Origin of the sequence: Aeromonas piscicola (assembly GCF_000820005.1) — a bacterium.
GTDB classification, from domain to species: Bacteria; Pseudomonadota; Gammaproteobacteria; order Enterobacterales; family Aeromonadaceae; genus Aeromonas; species Aeromonas piscicola.
The window spans coordinates 104,828-121,371 of sequence record NZ_CDBL01000073.1 but is presented as its reverse complement, the minus strand read 5'-3'; the positions used below and the strand labels follow the sequence as shown (position 1 = coordinate 121,371).

Below are 16,544 nucleotides of genomic sequence, written 5' to 3'. Positions count from 1 at the left end.
GCCCGCGCTCACATGGCAAAAAAAGCCCGCATCATGCGGGCTTTTTTTATGGACGTTTGGCGCTTTCCGGTCGCCCTATTCAGGCAGTGGCAGCGCCTTTCTGTCCAGCTTGCCGCTGCCTGTCTTGGGCAGGGCATCGAGCAGGATGATCCGCGCCGGTACCATGTAGTGCGGCAGCGTGGCCTGCAACCCCTTGCGCAGGGCGAGGCGATTAAGGGTCACCCCGGCTTTGGCCTCCACGTAGCCCACCAGCATGGCCTCGTCCCCCTCGCCGACCAGGCGCACCGCCGCCTCCTGCACCCCGGGTTGGCGGCGAAGGCCCGCCTCTACCTCCCCCAGCTCGATGCGAAAACCGCGCAGCTTGACCTGATCGTCCCGCCGCCCCAGATAGAGGAAGCGATCCGCCCCCAGTCGGCGCACCCGATCGCCGGTACGATAGAGCCGATGGGTATCGACCCTCAGGAAGGCGGCGCTCGTCAAGGCTGGCTTGCGCCAGTACCCCTCACACAGGGCCGGGCTCTCGATGCAAAGCTCCCCGCACTCCCCCTCAGATACCGGCAACCCCGCCTCGTCAAGCACCCAGTGGCGGTAGCCGGGCAGGCTGTGGCTGATGGTGATCTGCCCCTCCGCCGGTGGCCAGCGCACCTCGCTCACCAGAGACCAGACGGTAGCCTCGGTCGGCCCGTAGCAGTTCCACAGCCGCTGGGTGCGGGCACAGAGCTGCTCGGCCAATCCCGAGTCCAGCGCCTCGCCACCACACAGGGCGGTGAGGCGCTCGCGCCCCTGCCAGCCCGCTTTGAGCAGCATGCGCCAGCAGGCCGGGGTGGCCTGCAGGAAGTTGATGGAAGGATCCGCCTCGAGCAGCGCCATCATTCCCAGCGGATCCTTGTTGTGCTCGCCGCCGGCCACCGTCAAGCGGCCCCCGCCCCAGAGCGGCCCCAGCATCTCCAGCAAGGAAATGTCGAAGGCCGGGGTGGTGATAAAGAGCCAATGGCAGTTAGGTGATAGCCCAAGCCGCTCGCGGATCCCGTCGAGGAAGCAGAGCAAGGCCCGCCGGCTGATGACCACCCCCTTGGGCTCGCCGGTAGAGCCCGAGGTGAACATCATGTAGGCCGTCAGCGCATCGTCCACGTTGGGCCAGGAGACGACAGCTGGCGGTTGCTCCCCCTCTTGGTCGAGAGCCGGGATAGATCGCAATGGACAGCCAAACGCGGGCACATCGCCATGCCCATCACAGATCACCGCCGAGAGCCGGGCCTGCCGGGCGATACCCTGCAGCCGCTCCACCGGGAAATCCGGCTCGAGCGGCACAAAGGTGAGCCCGAGCCGCAGGCAGGCGAGCAGGCTGGCCACCAGATCCGGGCCTCGCACCAGATAGAGGCCGACCCTCTCTCCCACCGCCAGCCCCTGCAGGCGGGCGGCGATCTGACCGACCCGCAGGCTGAGCTCGCCATAGTTGAGCCAGGCGCCGGGGCCGGCCTCGCCCGTGCCTTGCTCACTCATGCCTTGCTCATTCACACCGACTCCGCCCATGCCGATGGCGGGGGCCAGCGGGGTGGCGGCGAGGCAATCGGCCAGGCGCGAGCCCAGGGTCTGTTCGGTTGCCAGCCCGCCTTGCGGAGGGCTCAACTCCCGATGGGCTTTCGGTTTGACGGGAGCCTGGTCAATCTGGGTCAGGGTCGTCATAGCACCTCCTCGGGCAGTCGCACCAGCCAGTGCTGATAGAGCCGGCTGGGGGATGAATGGGCCTTGAGATCCCGCAGAGTGAGCGGCGCACGCTCGCCGGCGAAGGCGGCATTGAGGGCCGCCAGCAGGGCGAGCTGCTGCACCGAATCCACCCCGAGTTCACACAGGGTCTGCTGCCAGACGCCGGGCACGCCGCACTGGCGCTCCCACAGGGCTACCAGCGGACGGGCCGCGGGCGGACTGGGCTCAGCGACTGGCGCCGCTACGCGCGCGGCCACGGGGGCAGGCAGGCTCATCTCATCGGGGCTGGCCGGCAGCGCAAGGCTCGCCCCCGCCAGCCAGCCGAGCTCGACCAGCCAGGCGGCCAGCACGGCTTCGGCCTTCGCCATGGGGATCAGATCTCCGTCGAACTCGAGGCGCAGGTTGAGCCGGCCGCCGCGGGCGTTCACCACCAGGGAGAGCGGAAGCTCTACCTTCTCCACCACGGCGCCAAAGCGCGGCACCAGCTGATGGGGTTCTGGCTCCTCCGGCAGCGCCGGCACAGGGTAGTTCTCGAACACGAACAGGCTCTGGAACAGGCGCGCCCTGCCCTGCGTCAGCGCGGCGAGCGACTGGGTGCCGTGCTCATTGAGGGCCATCAAATCCGACTGCAGCCGGGCGATATGCTCGGCCAGGGTCGCCTCGGTGCGCCAATCCAGGATAAGCGGCAGGCTGTTGATATAGAGGCCGACGCTCTGGGTGATCCCCTCGATGGGGAAATTCCGGCCCGGCGTCACGTTGCCCACCAGGGTGATGTCGTCGCCACAGCAGCGGGCCAACAGGCGATGCCAGGCATACTGGGCCAGCAAGCCCGTGGTCACCCCCAACTCGCGAGCGCGGGCTTCCAGTTGAGCCGACACGTGCGGCGCCAGGGTCTGGCCGCACACCGCAGGCTTGTGCTGCGTCAGCTGCGGCTCCAGCGCCACCCCGAACAGACGGGAGAGATCATTGGGTCGGGCCAACAGCTCGGCGCGCCCCTGCCAGTAGGCCTCGCTGGCGCGGGTTTGGCTCGCGATATGGCGGCCAAATTCGAGCCAGGCCCCATCCGGTTCGGCTTGCGGCAGCAGACCGTTCATCAGGGCTTGATAGCAGCGATGCAGGGATCCCAGCAATACGGGGCCGCTCCAGCCATCCAGCACGCCATGGTGGGCACTGAAAATGACCTTGTGGTGATCGGGCGCCAGTTTGAAACAGGCGACCCGCAGCAAGGGAGCCTGCTCGAGCGGGATCGGGCGGGCCAGATCCTGCTGGCGATAGGCCGCGATGCGCGCCTCGGCCTGCTCATCCCCCACCAGATCCTGATAGTGGAATGGCAACTCGGCATGGCGCAGGATGCGCTGCAGTGCCACCCCATCCGCCAGCACCAGCTCGCTGCGCAGGGCCGGCCAGCGAGCGATCTGCGCCTGCCAGGCCTGGCGGTAGACGGCCAGGTCCAGTGGCTGGCGATACGCCATTTCGGTCTGCAGATGGTAAGCCGTGTCACGGGGCGCCAGCTCCCTGTGATAGAGCATGCTCTGCTGCAAGGACGTCATGGGCAGCAGTGTCTCCACCTCGCGCCCGCTCAGCACCTGGTCGAGCGCCGCTTGCGAGAGGCCAAGCCCCGGGAAGTCGCTCGGGGTGTGGCGCGGGGCGCTCACCCCACAGCAGTGATCCACCAGGGCACGCAGGTTGGCCGCCAATCTCACCATCAGGGCGTCGCTCCCTTGCTGGTTGAGGGCGCCGACCTGGCGCAGGGTGAGGCAGCCGTCATAGACGCCCCCGTGCAGGCTGATGAGCTCGCGTGGCAAGTTGTCCGGTGAGGAAGGCGCCCCCGGCGCCATGGGCAGGGGCTGCCAGGGCTGACCTGCAGCGCCCTGATGGCTGACTCCCAGATAGTTGAAGACGATGAGGGCCTCGGGCAGTTCCCAGCCACGGGGATGGTGCAGACGAAGGGCGTTGAAGCCTACCCCCTTGTCCGGTACGGCCCGCAGCCGCTCCTTGGTGGCGCACACCAGCGCATCCCACTCTGGCTCATCGGCCAGCGCCAGCGGATAGGTGCTGGTGAACCAGCCCAGGGTGCGGCTCACATCGAGTTCAGCATCGATGGCCTCCCGGCCGTGCCCTTCCAGCATCACGCAGTGGCGTGCGCCATAACCCAGCTCGCTCAGAGTGCGAGTCAGGGCGGCCAGCAACAAGTCGGGTACCCGGGTGAAGAAGGCCTGATTGGCCGGGTCAATCAAGCGGGCCGTGGTCTCCTTGTCCAATTGCAGCAGGCTGGCGGCGGCGCGGCCATCTTCGGCGCGCTGTGCTTCCAGCAGTCCTCGCTGGTTACCCTCCCCCTGGGCAAGCCAGAACGCCATCTGATCCTCTTCGCGCAGGGCGTAGGCGGCCAGCCCTTCGCCCCACTGGCGATAGCTGCTGCCCTTGGCGGACAGAGGCTCGCCCCTGCTCACCCGGGCGAGATCCTCGGCCAGAATGCGCCAGGAGACGGCATCGATGACCAGATGGTGGAAGGCGAGGAAAAGCCCCTCCACCGGCTCTGCCACACCCTCGATGGCCAGGTTGCGCAGGCGGGCCCAGGCCAGGGTGTGGCCGCTGGCAGGATCCAGATCCCCTTGCAACTCGGTCAGGCGGGCCTGCAGTTCAGCCCCGCCGAGTGTTTCTGCATCCAGGGTCGGCAAGGGCGGCAGCGCCAGCTCGGCCAGATAGCGCTGGCCGCCCGGGGTCACCGCCAGACGCAGGGCGTCGTGATGCTGGCGCAGGGTAGTCAGCCAGCCATGCAAGGCAACATCGTCCACCCCGGCAGGCAGGCGCAGTATTACCCCCTGGTTCCAGTGACTGGGCTTGGCGAAGCCCTGCTCGAAGAACCAGTGCTGGATGGGATGGAGCGGGAACTCCCCTGTCAGATTGCCCTGTTCGGTCTGGTGGCTGACCGCCTGCTGCTGGCCGAGCTGGCGGCAGAGGCGGCGCACCGTCTTGGCCTCGAACACGTCCTTGACGCTGCAGTGCAGCCCCGCATCCCGCAGCCTTGTGGTGAGCTGGATGCTGAGGATGGAATCACCCCCCAGGCGGAAGAAGTCATCCTCCACCCCGAGGGGCTGCTTGAGCACCCCCTGCCAGATGGCGAGCACAGTCTGCTCCAGCTCGCTTTGTGGCTCGCTCTTGCTCTGCTGCCAATCAATGGCGGGCAGGCGGCGCAGGTCCAGCTTGCCGTTGGGGGTGAGCGGCATCTCGGGCAGCCAGCAGAGGCGCACCGGCACCATGTATTCGGGCAGGCATTCACCGGCCCGTTGTAGCAGGGCCTCGCCGTCCGGCTCGCTCGCCCCCTCATGCAGGCAGGCGTACGCCAGCAGGCGACCCTCCTGCACCACCACCTTGATCTGGCGGATGGCCGGGCACAGCGCGGCGACTTGCGTCTCTATCTCGCCGGGCTCGATGCGATAGCCCCGCAGCTTGATCTGCTCGTCAATCCGGCCCAGATATTGGATGTTGCCGTCGCGGCGCCTCAGCGCCCGATCGCCGGTGCGGTAGAGGCGATGGGTACGACCGTCGAGAGCCAGCTCGATAAAAGCCTCTTGGGTTCGCTCCGGTAGATTGAGGTAGCCACGAGCAAGACCCAGACCACTCAGGCAGAGCTCACCGGGCACACCGACGGGGCAGAGGTTGCCCCCTTCGTCCAGGATCAGCGCTTTTAAATTGCTGATGGGCTGGCCTATGGTGATAGGCTGACCCGGCATGAGCCGCGCGCAGAGCGCCGTGACTGTGCACTCGGTCGGGCCGTACATGTTGTAGAGCGCCACCCGCTCCCCCCAGCGTTCCACCAGGCTGCTCGGGCAGGCTTCGCCACCAAAGCCGATGGCGCGCAGAGAACCGAGATCGGTCGGTGGCAGCAGGTTCGCCAGCAGGGCGGTGGGCAGTATCATGTGGCTGGCGCCACAGTTGATCGCAGCCGTGATGGCCACCTCGCCCGGCTCGCCAAAGTGCAGGGCCGCGCCGCAGTAGAGCGGCAGCAGAGTGGTCATGTTGCCCGCATCGAACGACAGAGACATGCAGTTGAACATGGCCCCCTCGTGATCAAGGGCGATGCGCTCTGCATGATCCGCCATCAGGTTGACCAGGCTGCCCTGCTCCACCATAACCCCCTTGGGCAAGCCGGTACTGCCGGAGGTGTAGATGATCTGGGCCAGCATGGCCGCGTCCCGGGGGATGGCGGGAGCCTTGCTTGGCAGCCCATCCAGCACCAGCCGATGCAGCTTGTGGTAACCGGCATCTGTGCCCTTGATGGCCTCGGCGAGCCGGGCATCCGGCTCTCCCCCCAGCACCAGCGCAATGCGGGCGTCGCTCAGGATATGGGCCAGCCGCTCGGCGGGATAGGCGGGGTCGAGCGGCACATAGGCCGCCCCCGCCTTCCAGCAGGCGAGCAGAGCGACCACGAAGGCCACATCCCGTTTGGCCTGGATGCCGATGGCGCTCCCCGGCGTTACACCTCGGGCCTGCAGCCAGTGGGCCAGCCGGTTGGCGCGCGCCTCCAGCTCGCCGTAACTCAGGGCGCCTTCGCCATCACTCACCGCCAGCGCATCGGGGAACTGCGCGGCCCGGCGCTCGATGTGGCAGAGCAGGGTGTCGCGGCTCGGGTAATCCAGGGGCAGACTGGCGAGCTCGGCGGCCAGCGCTGCCTGGTCTGTGCCCGCCTCCAGCGGCAGCTGCCAGATCTCGGTCTCGGGGGCCGCCACCACGGCGCGCATCAGGTGCAGCAGGCGATCGGCGTAAGCCTGGATGGTATCTCGCTCGAACAGGGCAGTGGCAAACAGCCAGTCCACCCTGACGGAATCCATCAGCTCCGTCACCTTGACCGAGATGTCGGTCTTGGCGGGCAGCACGGGGGAGGTTTCCTCCACCAGCTGGCAGCCGGGGATGAGATCGTTGAAATCCACCTTGGCCTGATAGACCAGCATGATCTGGAAGATGGGGTTGATGGCGGTGGTGCGATCGGCGCCTATGGCCTCGGCCAGCGCCTCGAAGCGGTAGAGCTGGTGATCGAAGGCCGCCAGATCCTCCTCCCGGCACTGCTGCAGGTAGTCGATAAAGTTGGGCCGCCCTTCCAGCTGTGTTCTCAGCACGAGCGTATTGACGAAGAAGCCCACCAGGGACTCTATCTCGTGGCGCTCGCGGTAGGCGAGCGGCGTGCCTATGACGACTTCCTTCTCGCCGCTCTGGCGCACCATCAGCAGGGCAAACAGGGCATGCAGGCCGATGAAGTTGGAGGTGTTGTGGCGCTGGCACAGCCGCTTGAAGCTCTCCCACAGGGCGTTGTCTATGGTGGAAAAGACCAGCTCGCCGCCGCTGGCCTGATGGGCGGGGCGGGGCTTGTCCAGCGGCAGGCCGTGCACCTCGGGGCTGCCACCGAGGCGGTCGACCCAGAACGGCTTGAACTCGGCGTGATAGTCAAGAAAGCGCGGCGAGTTGAACCAGTGGGCATAGTCGAGATAGGTGAGCGGCAACTCGGGCACGCTCAAGGGCTCCCGGTTCTGATGGGCCAGGAAGGCACGCTTCAAGTCGGCAAACATGTTCTTGACCGACCAGCCGTCGGAGACGATGTGGTGCTGGGTAATAAGCAGCACATGTTCATGAGACCCCAACCGGATAAGGTGCACCCGGCTGAGGTCCCCTTGAGTCAACGAGAAGGGCTTCCCTATCTCCTCACGTACTCGTCTGGCCACATAGGACTCGCGCTCGGCTGCGGGCTCTGCGCTCACATCCTCTATCTGCAGCTTGAAGGGCGCGTGGGGCAGTATCTCCTGGGCCCCCCTGCCCGCCTCGTCCTTGACGAAACGGGTGCGCATGCTGGGGTGGCGCGCAAACAGGTGGTCGAAGGCAAACTCCAGGGCGGCTGTGTCCAGCTCGCCGCTCACCCGAAAATAGACCGGCATGTTGTAGAGGTGGGAGGCCTCCTCGTACTGCTCGATAAACCAGAGCCCGCTCTGGGACGACGAGAGCGGCCCGCTCTGGGCTCCCTGGGCGACGATGGGCGCCTCGAAGGCGGCGCGGGCCGCCAGGCAGCGCACCAGCTCATCCTTGTGCGCCTTGATTTGGGCGCCGATGGCGGGGGTCACCGCCTCCTTGCTCGACTGGGAAATCAGCTGCCCTTTCTCGTTGAGGGCCAGCCTGACACCCTGGCGTTCCAGCTGTTTTAGCAGCGTTATCATATTGTTCATGACTTACCTCAGGCGCTCAGGGTGGCGCCGCCATCGACGACCAGATCCTGCAGCGTGATATGGCTGGCCAAGTCCGAGGCCAGGAAGAGCACGGTATTGGCAATTTCCGCCGGGGTGGCGATTTTGCGCAGGGGAATACCGAGCTTGAACTGATCCGGCAGCCCGGCAATGGTGCGGGTCATGGCCCCCTCGTCCGGCAGCATGCCGCGCAACATGGGGGTATCCGTCGAGCCCGGCGACACCAGGTTGACCCGCACGCCGAAGGGGGCCAGCTCCAGCCCCACCGTCTGGGTCAGGCTGGTGACCGCCGCCTTGGAGGCGCAGTAGGCCGCCATCTGCATGCGCGGCACATGGGCGGCGTTGGAGCCTATGGTGACGATGGCACCGCGCCGCTGCCCCTTGAAGTGGGGCACCAGGGCCCGCAGCAGATAGAAGACGCCGGTGGCGTTGACCGTCATGCAGTCGTGCCAATCCTGGTCGCTCAAGTTTTCGGTGGGGCCGAGGCGCAGCACCCCGGCCCCGTTGACCAGCACATCCAGCCCGCCGTCCGCCAGCAGCGCGGAGCAGCAGGCGTTCACCGCTGCGGCATCGCCGATGTCGAGCAGCCGGGTGGCATAGGGGTAGTCTGCCTCGGGGAACGCCAGATCCAGCCCCACCACGGCGGCGCCGGCGGCCACGAACTGCTCGGCCACCTCGCGCCCTATGCCACGGCCAGCTCCGGTCACCCAGACCCGCTTGCCACTGAAATCAAAGGCCATTGCTTGTTGCTCCTTGCTCATCACCACACCATCTCCACGCTCTCTTCATCCTCGGTCAGCTTGCCGTCGAGGAAGCGGCAGAAGTCGTCCAGACGGGGGTGGTCGAACACATCGGATACCTTGACCTGCACCCCGAACTCGGCACCGAGCCGGTTCACTATCTGTATGGTCTGCAGGGACTGCCCCCCCAGCTCGAAGAAGTTGTCCGCCGGCGCCATGGTGGCCAGCCCCAGGATCTGCTGCCAGATGGCGCCGACCCGGTTCTCGGTTTCACTGCCGAGGGTCAGTGCCTCATCCGTGGACTGGTACTGAGCCAGCAGGGCCTTGCGATCCAGCTTGTTGGAGCCGGTGCGGGGCAGCTGGTCATAGTGGCGATAGTCGGTGGGGATCATGGCGGCGGGCAGCACCTTGGCGAGCTGCGCCTTGATGACGCGGCTGTCGCGCTCCGGCCCCGCCACGAAAGCCACCAACCGGCGTACGCTGCCGATGCTCACCCCCTGCACGCAGGCCTCGTCCACCCCGGGCAGGGCCAGCAGTTGAGCCTCCACCTCGCCGGGCTGGATGCGATAGCCGCTGATCTTGAATTCGTTGTCGCGCCGGCCCAGATAGACCAGCCGGCCGGCCGCCAGCCGCACCCGATCGCCTGTGCGATAGACGGGCAGCGCCTGCTCACCCACCCGAAGGGTCTCAAAGCTCCCCTGCACGCCACCCACATAGCCGTTGGCAAGCTGTGGGCCGAGCAGCACCAGCTCCCCCTCGCTGGCAGGCTGTTCCCCTGCCCCCAGAATGAGCGCCTGCATGCCGGGCAGCGGCAGACCTATGGGCAGCTGGGCCTGGTTCGGGTCTTCCTGCTGCAGCTCCTGGGTAGTGACCACCACAGTGGTCTCGGTGGGGCCGTAGGTGTTGAACAGGCGCACGTCATGGCGACCTTGGCGCTGCCACTGGGCCAGTTGCTCGGGGTAGACAGCCTCGCCGCCTATGATGACGGTGGCAAGGGAGGCCGGAATGTGGGCCTGGCCCGCCGTCAGTGCCACCACCCACTCGTTCCAGAACGCGGTGGGCAGATCGAGGTGGGTGATTTCCATCTGCTCTACCCCGGCCGCAAAGGCGGCCATGGATTCGAGCAGGGCGTCGGTGCGCAGCACCAGGGTGGCACCGGCGCTCAGGGTGGCGAACACCTCCTCTATGCTGGCGTCGAAATTGAAGGGGGCAAATTGCAGCATCCGCGCGCCCTCGTTCAGGTGATAGCGGCAGCGGGCGGCCGCGGCGAAGTGATCCAGCGCCCCATGACTGACCGCCACCCCCTTGGGCAGACCGGTCGAGCCCGAGGTGAACATCAGGTAGGCGACGGCGCGGCCGGCGGCTGGCTGGTTTAAGCGGTTGTCGCTCACCAGATCCCCGGCCAAGAGAGTGCGCCCCTCAAACAGGCTGGCCAGCTTGTGACGATACTCGGCCTGGGTGATCAGGGTCTTGACCTCGCCAAGGCGCAGTATATGGCCCTGGCGCTCCAGCGGCTGCTCGGGGTCGAGGGGCACGTAGACGGCGCCCGCCAGCAGCACCGCCAGCTGGGCGAAGATGGCCTGGGGAGAGCGGGCCAGCATGACGCCGACCCTGTCCCCGGGTTGCACGCCGGACGCCTGCAGGGCCGCTGCCATCTGCTCGCAGCGGGCCAGCAGCTCCTCGTAGCTGACGCTCGCCTCCCCCTGCATCAGGGCAATCTTGTGCGGGGTCTGGGCGGCGAAGTGGCAGAGCGCGTCCAGCACCGGGCGCACCTTGATCACTTCGTGAGCCGGAGCCGTGATCATGGCTCCCAGCCGCTGCTCGGCCAGCCAATCGGCCTTGAGGGACCCCAGGGTCTGGGCGGGCTGGGCCAGCCAGCGGGCCAGCAGGGAGAACAGGGTATCGGCGATGGTCGCCAGATCTTGCTGCTGGTAACAGCCGGGGTTGGCGTCCAGATCCAGTCTGGGCTGGCCATCCGCGCCAACCTGCACCTCTATGGTGAGATCCTCCACAGGCCCGGCGCTGATGTTGAGGATATGGGCACTGAGCGGCCCGAAACGGCGGGCGTGATCGAACGGCATGATGTTGACCAGGGGGCCGAACAATCGCTTGTCGCCCCCCACCAGGCCAAGGTCGCGGCGCAGCAGTTCGTAGCGGTAGTGCTGGTGCTTGCGCACGCCGCGCTTGGCCTTGGCCACGGCGCCGGCCGCCCCCGCCAGATCCAGTTCTTCACCGAGCGCCAGCGCCAACGGGGTGATGTTCATCTGCATGCAGGGCACTGTCAGGGAGGCAGACCCGATGCGGTTCATCATCATCAGGCCAAGCAAAGTTTGTTGCTGGCCACTGGCAAGGGAGAGCTGGGCCGAGAGGCCGGCCAGCAGCAGATCGGGCCAACCCAGCTTGTGCTCGTCGGCAAAGCCGGTCAGGGATTGCCACAGCGCCGCGGGCAGCGGACGGCTCTCGCGGATAAATTCGGCGGCAATGGGGGCGCGGGTCTCGCCAAAGGACTTCACCTCGGGCCAGGCCTGCAATTGCTCCTGCCAGAAGCTGCGGGCGGCGGCGTTCTTGCCGCTCTCCTCACGGGCCAACTCTTCGGCCAGTACCTCATCCAGCAGGCCAAACGGCGATGGCGACGGCACAGCCCCTGCCAGCCCTTCGCCATAAAGCTCGGCGATACGCTGGAACAGCAAGGTGGTGCCAAAGCCGTCCAGCGCTATGTGGTGCACGCAGCTGTAGAGGTAATCCCGGCCGGGGCCACGCAGCAAAGCGAAGCGGCAGGGAGCCTCCTCGGTCAGTTTGAACGGGCGGCGCAGATCGGCCCATGCCCAGGTGCGGGCAGCAGCCTCGTCATCGCTTTCAAGGTTCACCTCGCCATAGGCGAGTGGCGCCTCGTCCGAGACGAAGCAGACCGCCTCCCCATCGGCTTCGAAGTGGCCCTTGAGCGCCTCGCACTCACCCACAGCCCGGGTGATCGCGGCCACCAGCACGGCCGCGTCGACCTTGCCATCAAAGGCGATACACTCAGCGGTGTTGAACATGGCTTTGTCGTCGTTGAGCAGATGACCGGACCAGAGCCCCTGCTGGGGTATGGACAGAGGGAAGCGGCTCATGGCGTCACCTCCAGCGCCTGTGCTGCCAGCTTGGCCTCGATCAAACGCCACCAGCCATTGAGAGTCGGCAGCTTGGCCAAGTCCACGAAGCCGAGCTCCACCCCGGCGGCGCGCCACTCGGTGAGCAGAGACATGATGCGCACCGAATCCAGGCCGTAGTCGATGAGGTTCTCGTCCGGGTCAAACTCCCCTTCGTCCTCATCGATATGGCTCAGCAGCCGCGCTTTGAGTCCCTCATACGTCAGCAACGGATGGGTCTGGACGGAAGCTGGTGCAAGCGCCAGCACCTCCTCGCAGGGGATCACCTTGCCGCAGCGGGTCGCCACGTAGTCGAGCGCCATCTGGTGATCGGCCAGGGAGAAGTCCGCTATCCCGTCTGCCAGGAAGAAGGGCTGGATGTCGCGCATGAAGGCGTCACAGGCGGTCATCATGCAGCCAATATGGCCGTAGATGCCGCCTATGATGAGCTGATCCCGCCCCAGGTCTTTGAGCATCTGTTCGAGTTCGGAGCGCTGGAAGGCGCTGTAGCGCCACTTGACCAGCACTGTGTCATCACGCTCCGGGCGCAGCCCTGCCACCACCTGTTGCAGCTCGGGACTCTTGTTCAGACCTGGGCCCCACATGTCGTTGAGCAAGGCGCGATCTTCGGGGGATTGATCCTTGGGCTGGGCCGTGTAGAAGACCGGAATGCCGAGGGCCTTGCACTGCTTGCGCACGGCCACCAGCTGTTCAATAAGCGCGGCGATCAGCGGGCTGTTCTCACCATAAAACGCGGTGAAGTACTCCTGCATGTCGTGGATCAGCAGGGCGGCGCGCTTGGGGTTCAGGGTCCAGTTGACCTTGTTGGCCTTCCACTGGCTGGGCATGGCGTAGTTGTTCAGGGTTGGGATAGCCATAACGTCATGATTCCTTTTTAGTTTTAAGCTGTTGTCAGGGGCTGGTTGGCGGCGATGACTTGCGCGATGCGCGCTCGCAGCCCCTGCTTGTCAATCTTGCCCACCGCCGTCATGGGCAGGGCATCCAGAGTTTCGAAACGGTCGGGCAGCTTGAAGTCCGCCACGCCGCGCTCACGCAGAAACTTGCGCAAGGCCAGCGGCTTCAACCCGGGATCCGTGCTGACGATGAAGGCGCAGCTCTTCTCCCCCATGGCGCTGTCGGGCATGGAGACCAGGGCCGCCTGGGTGATGGCCGGGTGGTGCAGCAGCTGGTTCTCCACCTCTTCCGCCGCGATTTTCTCGCCGCCCCGATTAATCTGATCCTTTAGCCGCCCCACGACAGTGAGGTAGCCATCGGCATCCTGCACCACCAGATCGCCGGAGCAGTAGAAGCCCTCGGCATCGAACACTCGGGCGTTGTGGGCCTGGCTCTTGTAGTAACCGCAGAAGGTGTAGGGACCACGGGTGTGCAGGGCGCCGGGCTGGCCCGGGACGACCGGCTTGCCCGCCTCGTCCAGAATGCGCACCTCGTCATCCGGGCTCATGGGGCGGCCCTGGGTGTGAATGATCTTCTCGTCGGGGTCAGAGAGCCGGGTGTAGTTGACCAGCCCCTCCGCCATGCCGAACACCTGTTGCAGCCGGCAGCCGAGCAGCGGGGTGATCTTTCTGGCCACCGCTTCGGCCAGCTTGGCGCCGCCCACCTGCAGCAAGTCGAGGCTCGCGAGCTGACTGCGGACGGACGGGTCAGATTCGGCGGCCTGTAGCCAGAGTGAAACCGCCGGCGGCACAAGAGAGGTGAGATTGACCTGGTGGCGGGCTATCAGCGGGAAGCAGCTCATGGGGCCGGGATCCGGCGCCAGCACCACGGCGCCGCCCGCCTCGAACACACCGAGCGCCCCAGGGGAGCTCAGGGGGAAGTTGTGGGGGGCAGGCAGGGCGCACAGATAACGGGTGTGGGGCCCCAGCTCACAAATTTCATTGCTTCTGCGCACGCTGTAGAGGTAGTCGTCGTGGGTGCGGGGTATGAGTTTGGGAGTGCCGGTACTGCCGCCGGAGAGCTGGAAGAAGGCCACCTCGTCCGCCGGACTCGGGCCATAGGCGGGGACGGCCAATCCCTCGCTCTTGGCCAGCTCACTCAGCCAATGACCCAGCCCCAGTTCCCCGCTCTCACCATCGAGCAGTACCAGCTCAGCGCCTATGCCTCGCAGCAGATCACTGTGGCGATCCCCGCTTGCAAACAGCGGATGGGCGAGCGAGCCGATAAAGAGGCGGGGCCGGATTTGCTCGGCGTAAGAGGCCAGCTCCAGCCGGTTGTGGCTAAAGAGTGCGTTGACCGGCGCTATGCCCGCTTTGAGCAGGGCGAAGAACACCAGATAGAATTCGGCCACATTGGGCAGTTGCACCAGAGCGGTATCCCCCACACCCAGGCCGTGAAGGGCCAAGCGCCCGGCCAGTCGGCTCGAGGCAGCGTCCAGCTCGCGATAACTGAAACTGCGTTCGCCGCAGAGGATGGCGGTGGCATCCGGCGCCACTTCGCACTGGCGATCCAGCATGGCATCCGGCGCCACTTCGCACTGGCGATCCAGCATGGCGGTCAGCGGCTCGCCGCACCAATAGCCCTTGGCTCGGTACGACTCGGCCAGCGCTGCTGGCCAGCGGGTGTAAGGCAGAAAGCGGTTAGCCTGAGTCATTGCGCCACCTCCAGATCCAGACCAAGAGCGTTGAGCATGGTACCCAGCTTGGTGCCGGTCTCGGCCCACTCCATGGCGGGATCCGAGCCTGCTACTATGCCGGCGCCGGCAAACAGCTCCACCTGATGACCATCGAGCACGCCGCAGCGGATCACCACGGCCCACTCGCCATTGCCCTGGCTGTCACACCAGCCGACGATGCCGCTGAACAGGGCACGCCGGAAGGGTTCCTGCTCGCGGATGAACTGGCGCGCCAGCTCGGTGGGATAACCGCACAGGGCCGGGGTCGGATGCAGCTGGCAAGCCAGGGAGAGCACAGAAGCCTGCCCCGCATGCAGCTGACCGGCGATGGGCGTGCCCAGATGCCAGAGGGTATCCGTGCTCATCAGGGTAGGATTGGCGGGAATGGCCAGCTCGCGACAGTGGGGGGTCAGCACCCGGCGGATCTCGTCGATCACCAGGCGGTGTTCATGCTGATCCTTATGGGAGGCCAGCAGATCCCGGGCCACCCGTTTGTCCTGTTCGGGCTCGTTACCGCGCTTGGCAGAGCCCGCCAGCGGGTGAGTGAACACCTCTCCCCCGCTGACCCGCAGCAGCAGCTCGGGGCTGGCACCAAGCAGGCGGCGCTCTTGCCCGAGCGGCAGGGAGAAGTGGAAGGCATGGGGATTCTGGCTCATCAGCCGGGCCAGCACCTGCTCGGGATCGGCTGGCTTGTGCAGCGTGAGCGATAGCTTGCGCGACAGCACCACCTTGGAGAGACGACCTTGTGCAAACGCATCCAGCGCCGAGCTGACCGAGGCTTTAAATTCGGCCGCCGCCGGCGTGCTCTGCACCGAGATGACCTGGTTGCTCGCAGGTGCGCTGGCCAGGGCGGCTTTGGCTGCAAACGTCATCGGCTCGGAGGCCATGCGTACGCCCCGTTCATAGCGACCAGGCACATAGAGGCAGGAGGCTTCGGCCGGATCGAAGGCGAAGGCTCCGATCAGCAGCGGATTGGCTTGCCCTGCGGCCTCGGCCGCCGCCAGCGCCCGGGCAATCTGTCGCTCCAGCAAGGGCCATTCACAGGCGGGGGTGGTGATAGGCTTGCCCAGGTCATAGGCACTGATCGTGCCCTGACCTGAGGTAAACAAGAAATCGGGCGGGGACGCAGCCTGGGCAGGCGCGCTATTTTCCATCACAAGAGTATCCACGTTACACCCTCAAACATGATTCAAAATGATAATGATTATCAATTTGTATTTGTGCGGCGGTAAAATACTCGCTTTGAAATCACCCGGTCAATGGGATTTTTATATCGATAAAACTGGAACTTATCTGTGGGTATAGGGCAAGCCACGCCACTGGCGGCCTGCCATGCTTGGCACCCAAGGGGTTACTCGTATGAAGACGCAGCCCACACCCCATATGAGGCTGCGACAAAAATGGGAGCTGCGTGCCCAGACTGGCAGCCAGGGGCATTTCCCCCTAAGATGGCGCCATCTTTTTGGTCACTTCTCTCAACTCACGGAACTGTCGATGTTAAAGCACCTGCTTCTGCTCCCCCTCAGCCTGCTGCTGGCAGCCTGTTCGCTCACCCAGTACAACGTCAGCGAAGGCGAAATCAACCAATACCTCAAAGAGAGGGTCGCCTTCGAGAAACAGCTGGGGATCCCCGGCATCATGTCGAGCAAGATCCGCCTGGACGAGATGCAGAGCCGCATCGGCCGCAGCCGCGCCGATCGGATCGAGCTGGATGCTGCCGGTGATCTGCAGGTCAGCAGCCCCCTTGGCAGCCAGCAGATGAAGATCCGCTTCTCCCTCAGCGCCCGCCCCGACTATGTGGCCGAACAGGGTGCCATCTATCTGCGCGATCTGGAGCTCGTCTCGGTCAAAACGGAGCCAGCCGACGTGGGTGCAGCCCTCACTCCCCTGCTCTCCACCTTCAACCAGTCCCTCTCCTTGTTCTTCTCCCAGACCCCCGTCTACCGGCTGGATGGCAGTCGCAAAAACGAAGCCAGGATCAAAGACAAGATAGAGGCACTCAAGGTGGAGCCGGGTCGACTGGTCATCCCCTTCAAGCTGCTGTGACCCTCAGGCCGCGCCCCTCTTCTCTTCAACCCCTGGGGCGCGGTTTTTTCTTCTCAAGCTCCCC

The 16,544-nt window shown here is 65.7% G+C and carries 8 protein-coding genes; 1 reads left to right on the top strand and 7 read right to left on the bottom strand.

The features are described 5' to 3' along the window. Positions 1 to 75 precede the first annotated feature (75 nt). The 7 genes from amoH to BN1128_RS18545 are packed head-to-tail and all read right to left on the bottom strand — an operon-like array spanning position 76 to position 15,603. On the bottom strand, positions 76 to 1,686 hold the full coding sequence (gene amoH, locus BN1128_RS18575; protein ID WP_042871487.1) for an amonabactin biosynthesis glycine adenylation protein AmoH: 1,611 nt from the start codon (positions 1,684 to 1,686) through the stop codon (positions 76 to 78). Beyond that, entirely contained in the window at positions 1,683 to 7,919 is a 6,237-nt protein-coding gene (gene amoG / locus BN1128_RS18570) for an amonabactin biosynthesis non-ribosomal peptide synthetase AmoG (RefSeq protein ID WP_042871486.1), read from the bottom strand. Before amoG ends, amoH begins: the two co-directional genes overlap by 4 nt. A gap of 8 nt (positions 7,920 to 7,927) precedes the next feature. Continuing rightward, positions 7,928 to 8,677 (bottom strand): 2,3-dihydro-2,3-dihydroxybenzoate dehydrogenase, encoded by a 750-nt coding sequence (dhbA, locus tag BN1128_RS18565; protein WP_042871484.1) that lies wholly within the window; start codon positions 8,675 to 8,677, stop codon positions 7,928 to 7,930. A 20-nt stretch (positions 8,678 to 8,697) separates the two neighbouring features. Continuing rightward, a complete protein-coding gene (gene amoF, locus BN1128_RS18560; protein ID WP_042871481.1) occupies positions 8,698 to 11,787 on the bottom strand; it encodes an amonabactin biosynthesis non-ribosomal peptide synthetase AmoF in 3,090 nt (1,029 codons plus the stop codon). Continuing rightward, the gene (locus BN1128_RS18555) at positions 11,784 to 12,683 is read right to left on the bottom strand and encodes an isochorismatase family protein (RefSeq protein ID WP_042871479.1); all 900 of its coding nucleotides are present in this window, start codon (positions 12,681 to 12,683) and stop codon (positions 11,784 to 11,786) included. Before BN1128_RS18555 ends, amoF begins: the two co-directional genes overlap by 4 nt. A 23-nt stretch (positions 12,684 to 12,706) precedes the next feature. Beyond that, complete coding sequence (locus tag BN1128_RS18550; protein ID WP_042871478.1) at positions 12,707 to 14,413, bottom strand: (2,3-dihydroxybenzoyl)adenylate synthase; 1,707 nt, start codon at positions 14,411 to 14,413, stop codon at positions 12,707 to 12,709. Further along, positions 14,410 to 15,603, bottom strand: a complete 1,194-nt coding sequence (locus tag BN1128_RS18545) for an isochorismate synthase (RefSeq protein WP_042871476.1) — start codon at positions 15,601 to 15,603, stop codon at positions 14,410 to 14,412. Before BN1128_RS18545 ends, BN1128_RS18550 begins: the two co-directional genes overlap by 4 nt. Before the next feature lie 325 nt (positions 15,604 to 15,928). Here BN1128_RS18545 and BN1128_RS18540 point away from each other — a divergent pair, with 325 nt between their 5' ends. Further along, the gene (locus tag BN1128_RS18540) at positions 15,929 to 16,480 is read left to right on the top strand and encodes a lipoprotein (RefSeq protein WP_042871474.1); all 552 of its coding nucleotides are present in this window, start codon (positions 15,929 to 15,931) and stop codon (positions 16,478 to 16,480) included. Positions 16,481 to 16,544 lie beyond the last annotated feature (64 nt).

What these genes read in the sequence shown, in the direction of transcription:
- BN1128_RS18540 (WP_042871474.1), top strand. Translation starts at nt 15,929, where the DNA reads ATGTTAAAGCACCTGCTTCTGCTCCCCCTCAGCCTGCTGCTGGCAGCC.
- BN1128_RS18555 (WP_042871479.1), bottom strand. Translation starts at nt 12,683, where the DNA reads ATGGCTATCCCAACCCTGAACAACTACGCCATGCCCAGCCAGTGGAAG.
- BN1128_RS18550 (WP_042871478.1), bottom strand. Translation starts at nt 14,413, where the DNA reads ATGACTCAGGCTAACCGCTTTCTGCCTTACACCCGCTGGCCAGCAGCG.
- amoH (WP_042871487.1), bottom strand. Translation starts at nt 1,686, where the DNA reads ATGACGACCCTGACCCAGATTGACCAGGCTCCCGTCAAACCGAAAGCC.
- amoF (WP_042871481.1), bottom strand. Translation starts at nt 11,787, where the DNA reads ATGAGCCGCTTCCCTCTGTCCATACCCCAGCAGGGGCTCTGGTCCGGT.
- dhbA (WP_042871484.1), bottom strand. Translation starts at nt 8,677, where the DNA reads ATGGCCTTTGATTTCAGTGGCAAGCGGGTCTGGGTGACCGGAGCTGGC.
- amoG (WP_042871486.1), bottom strand. Translation starts at nt 7,919, where the DNA reads ATGAACAATATGATAACGCTGCTAAAACAGCTGGAACGCCAGGGTGTC.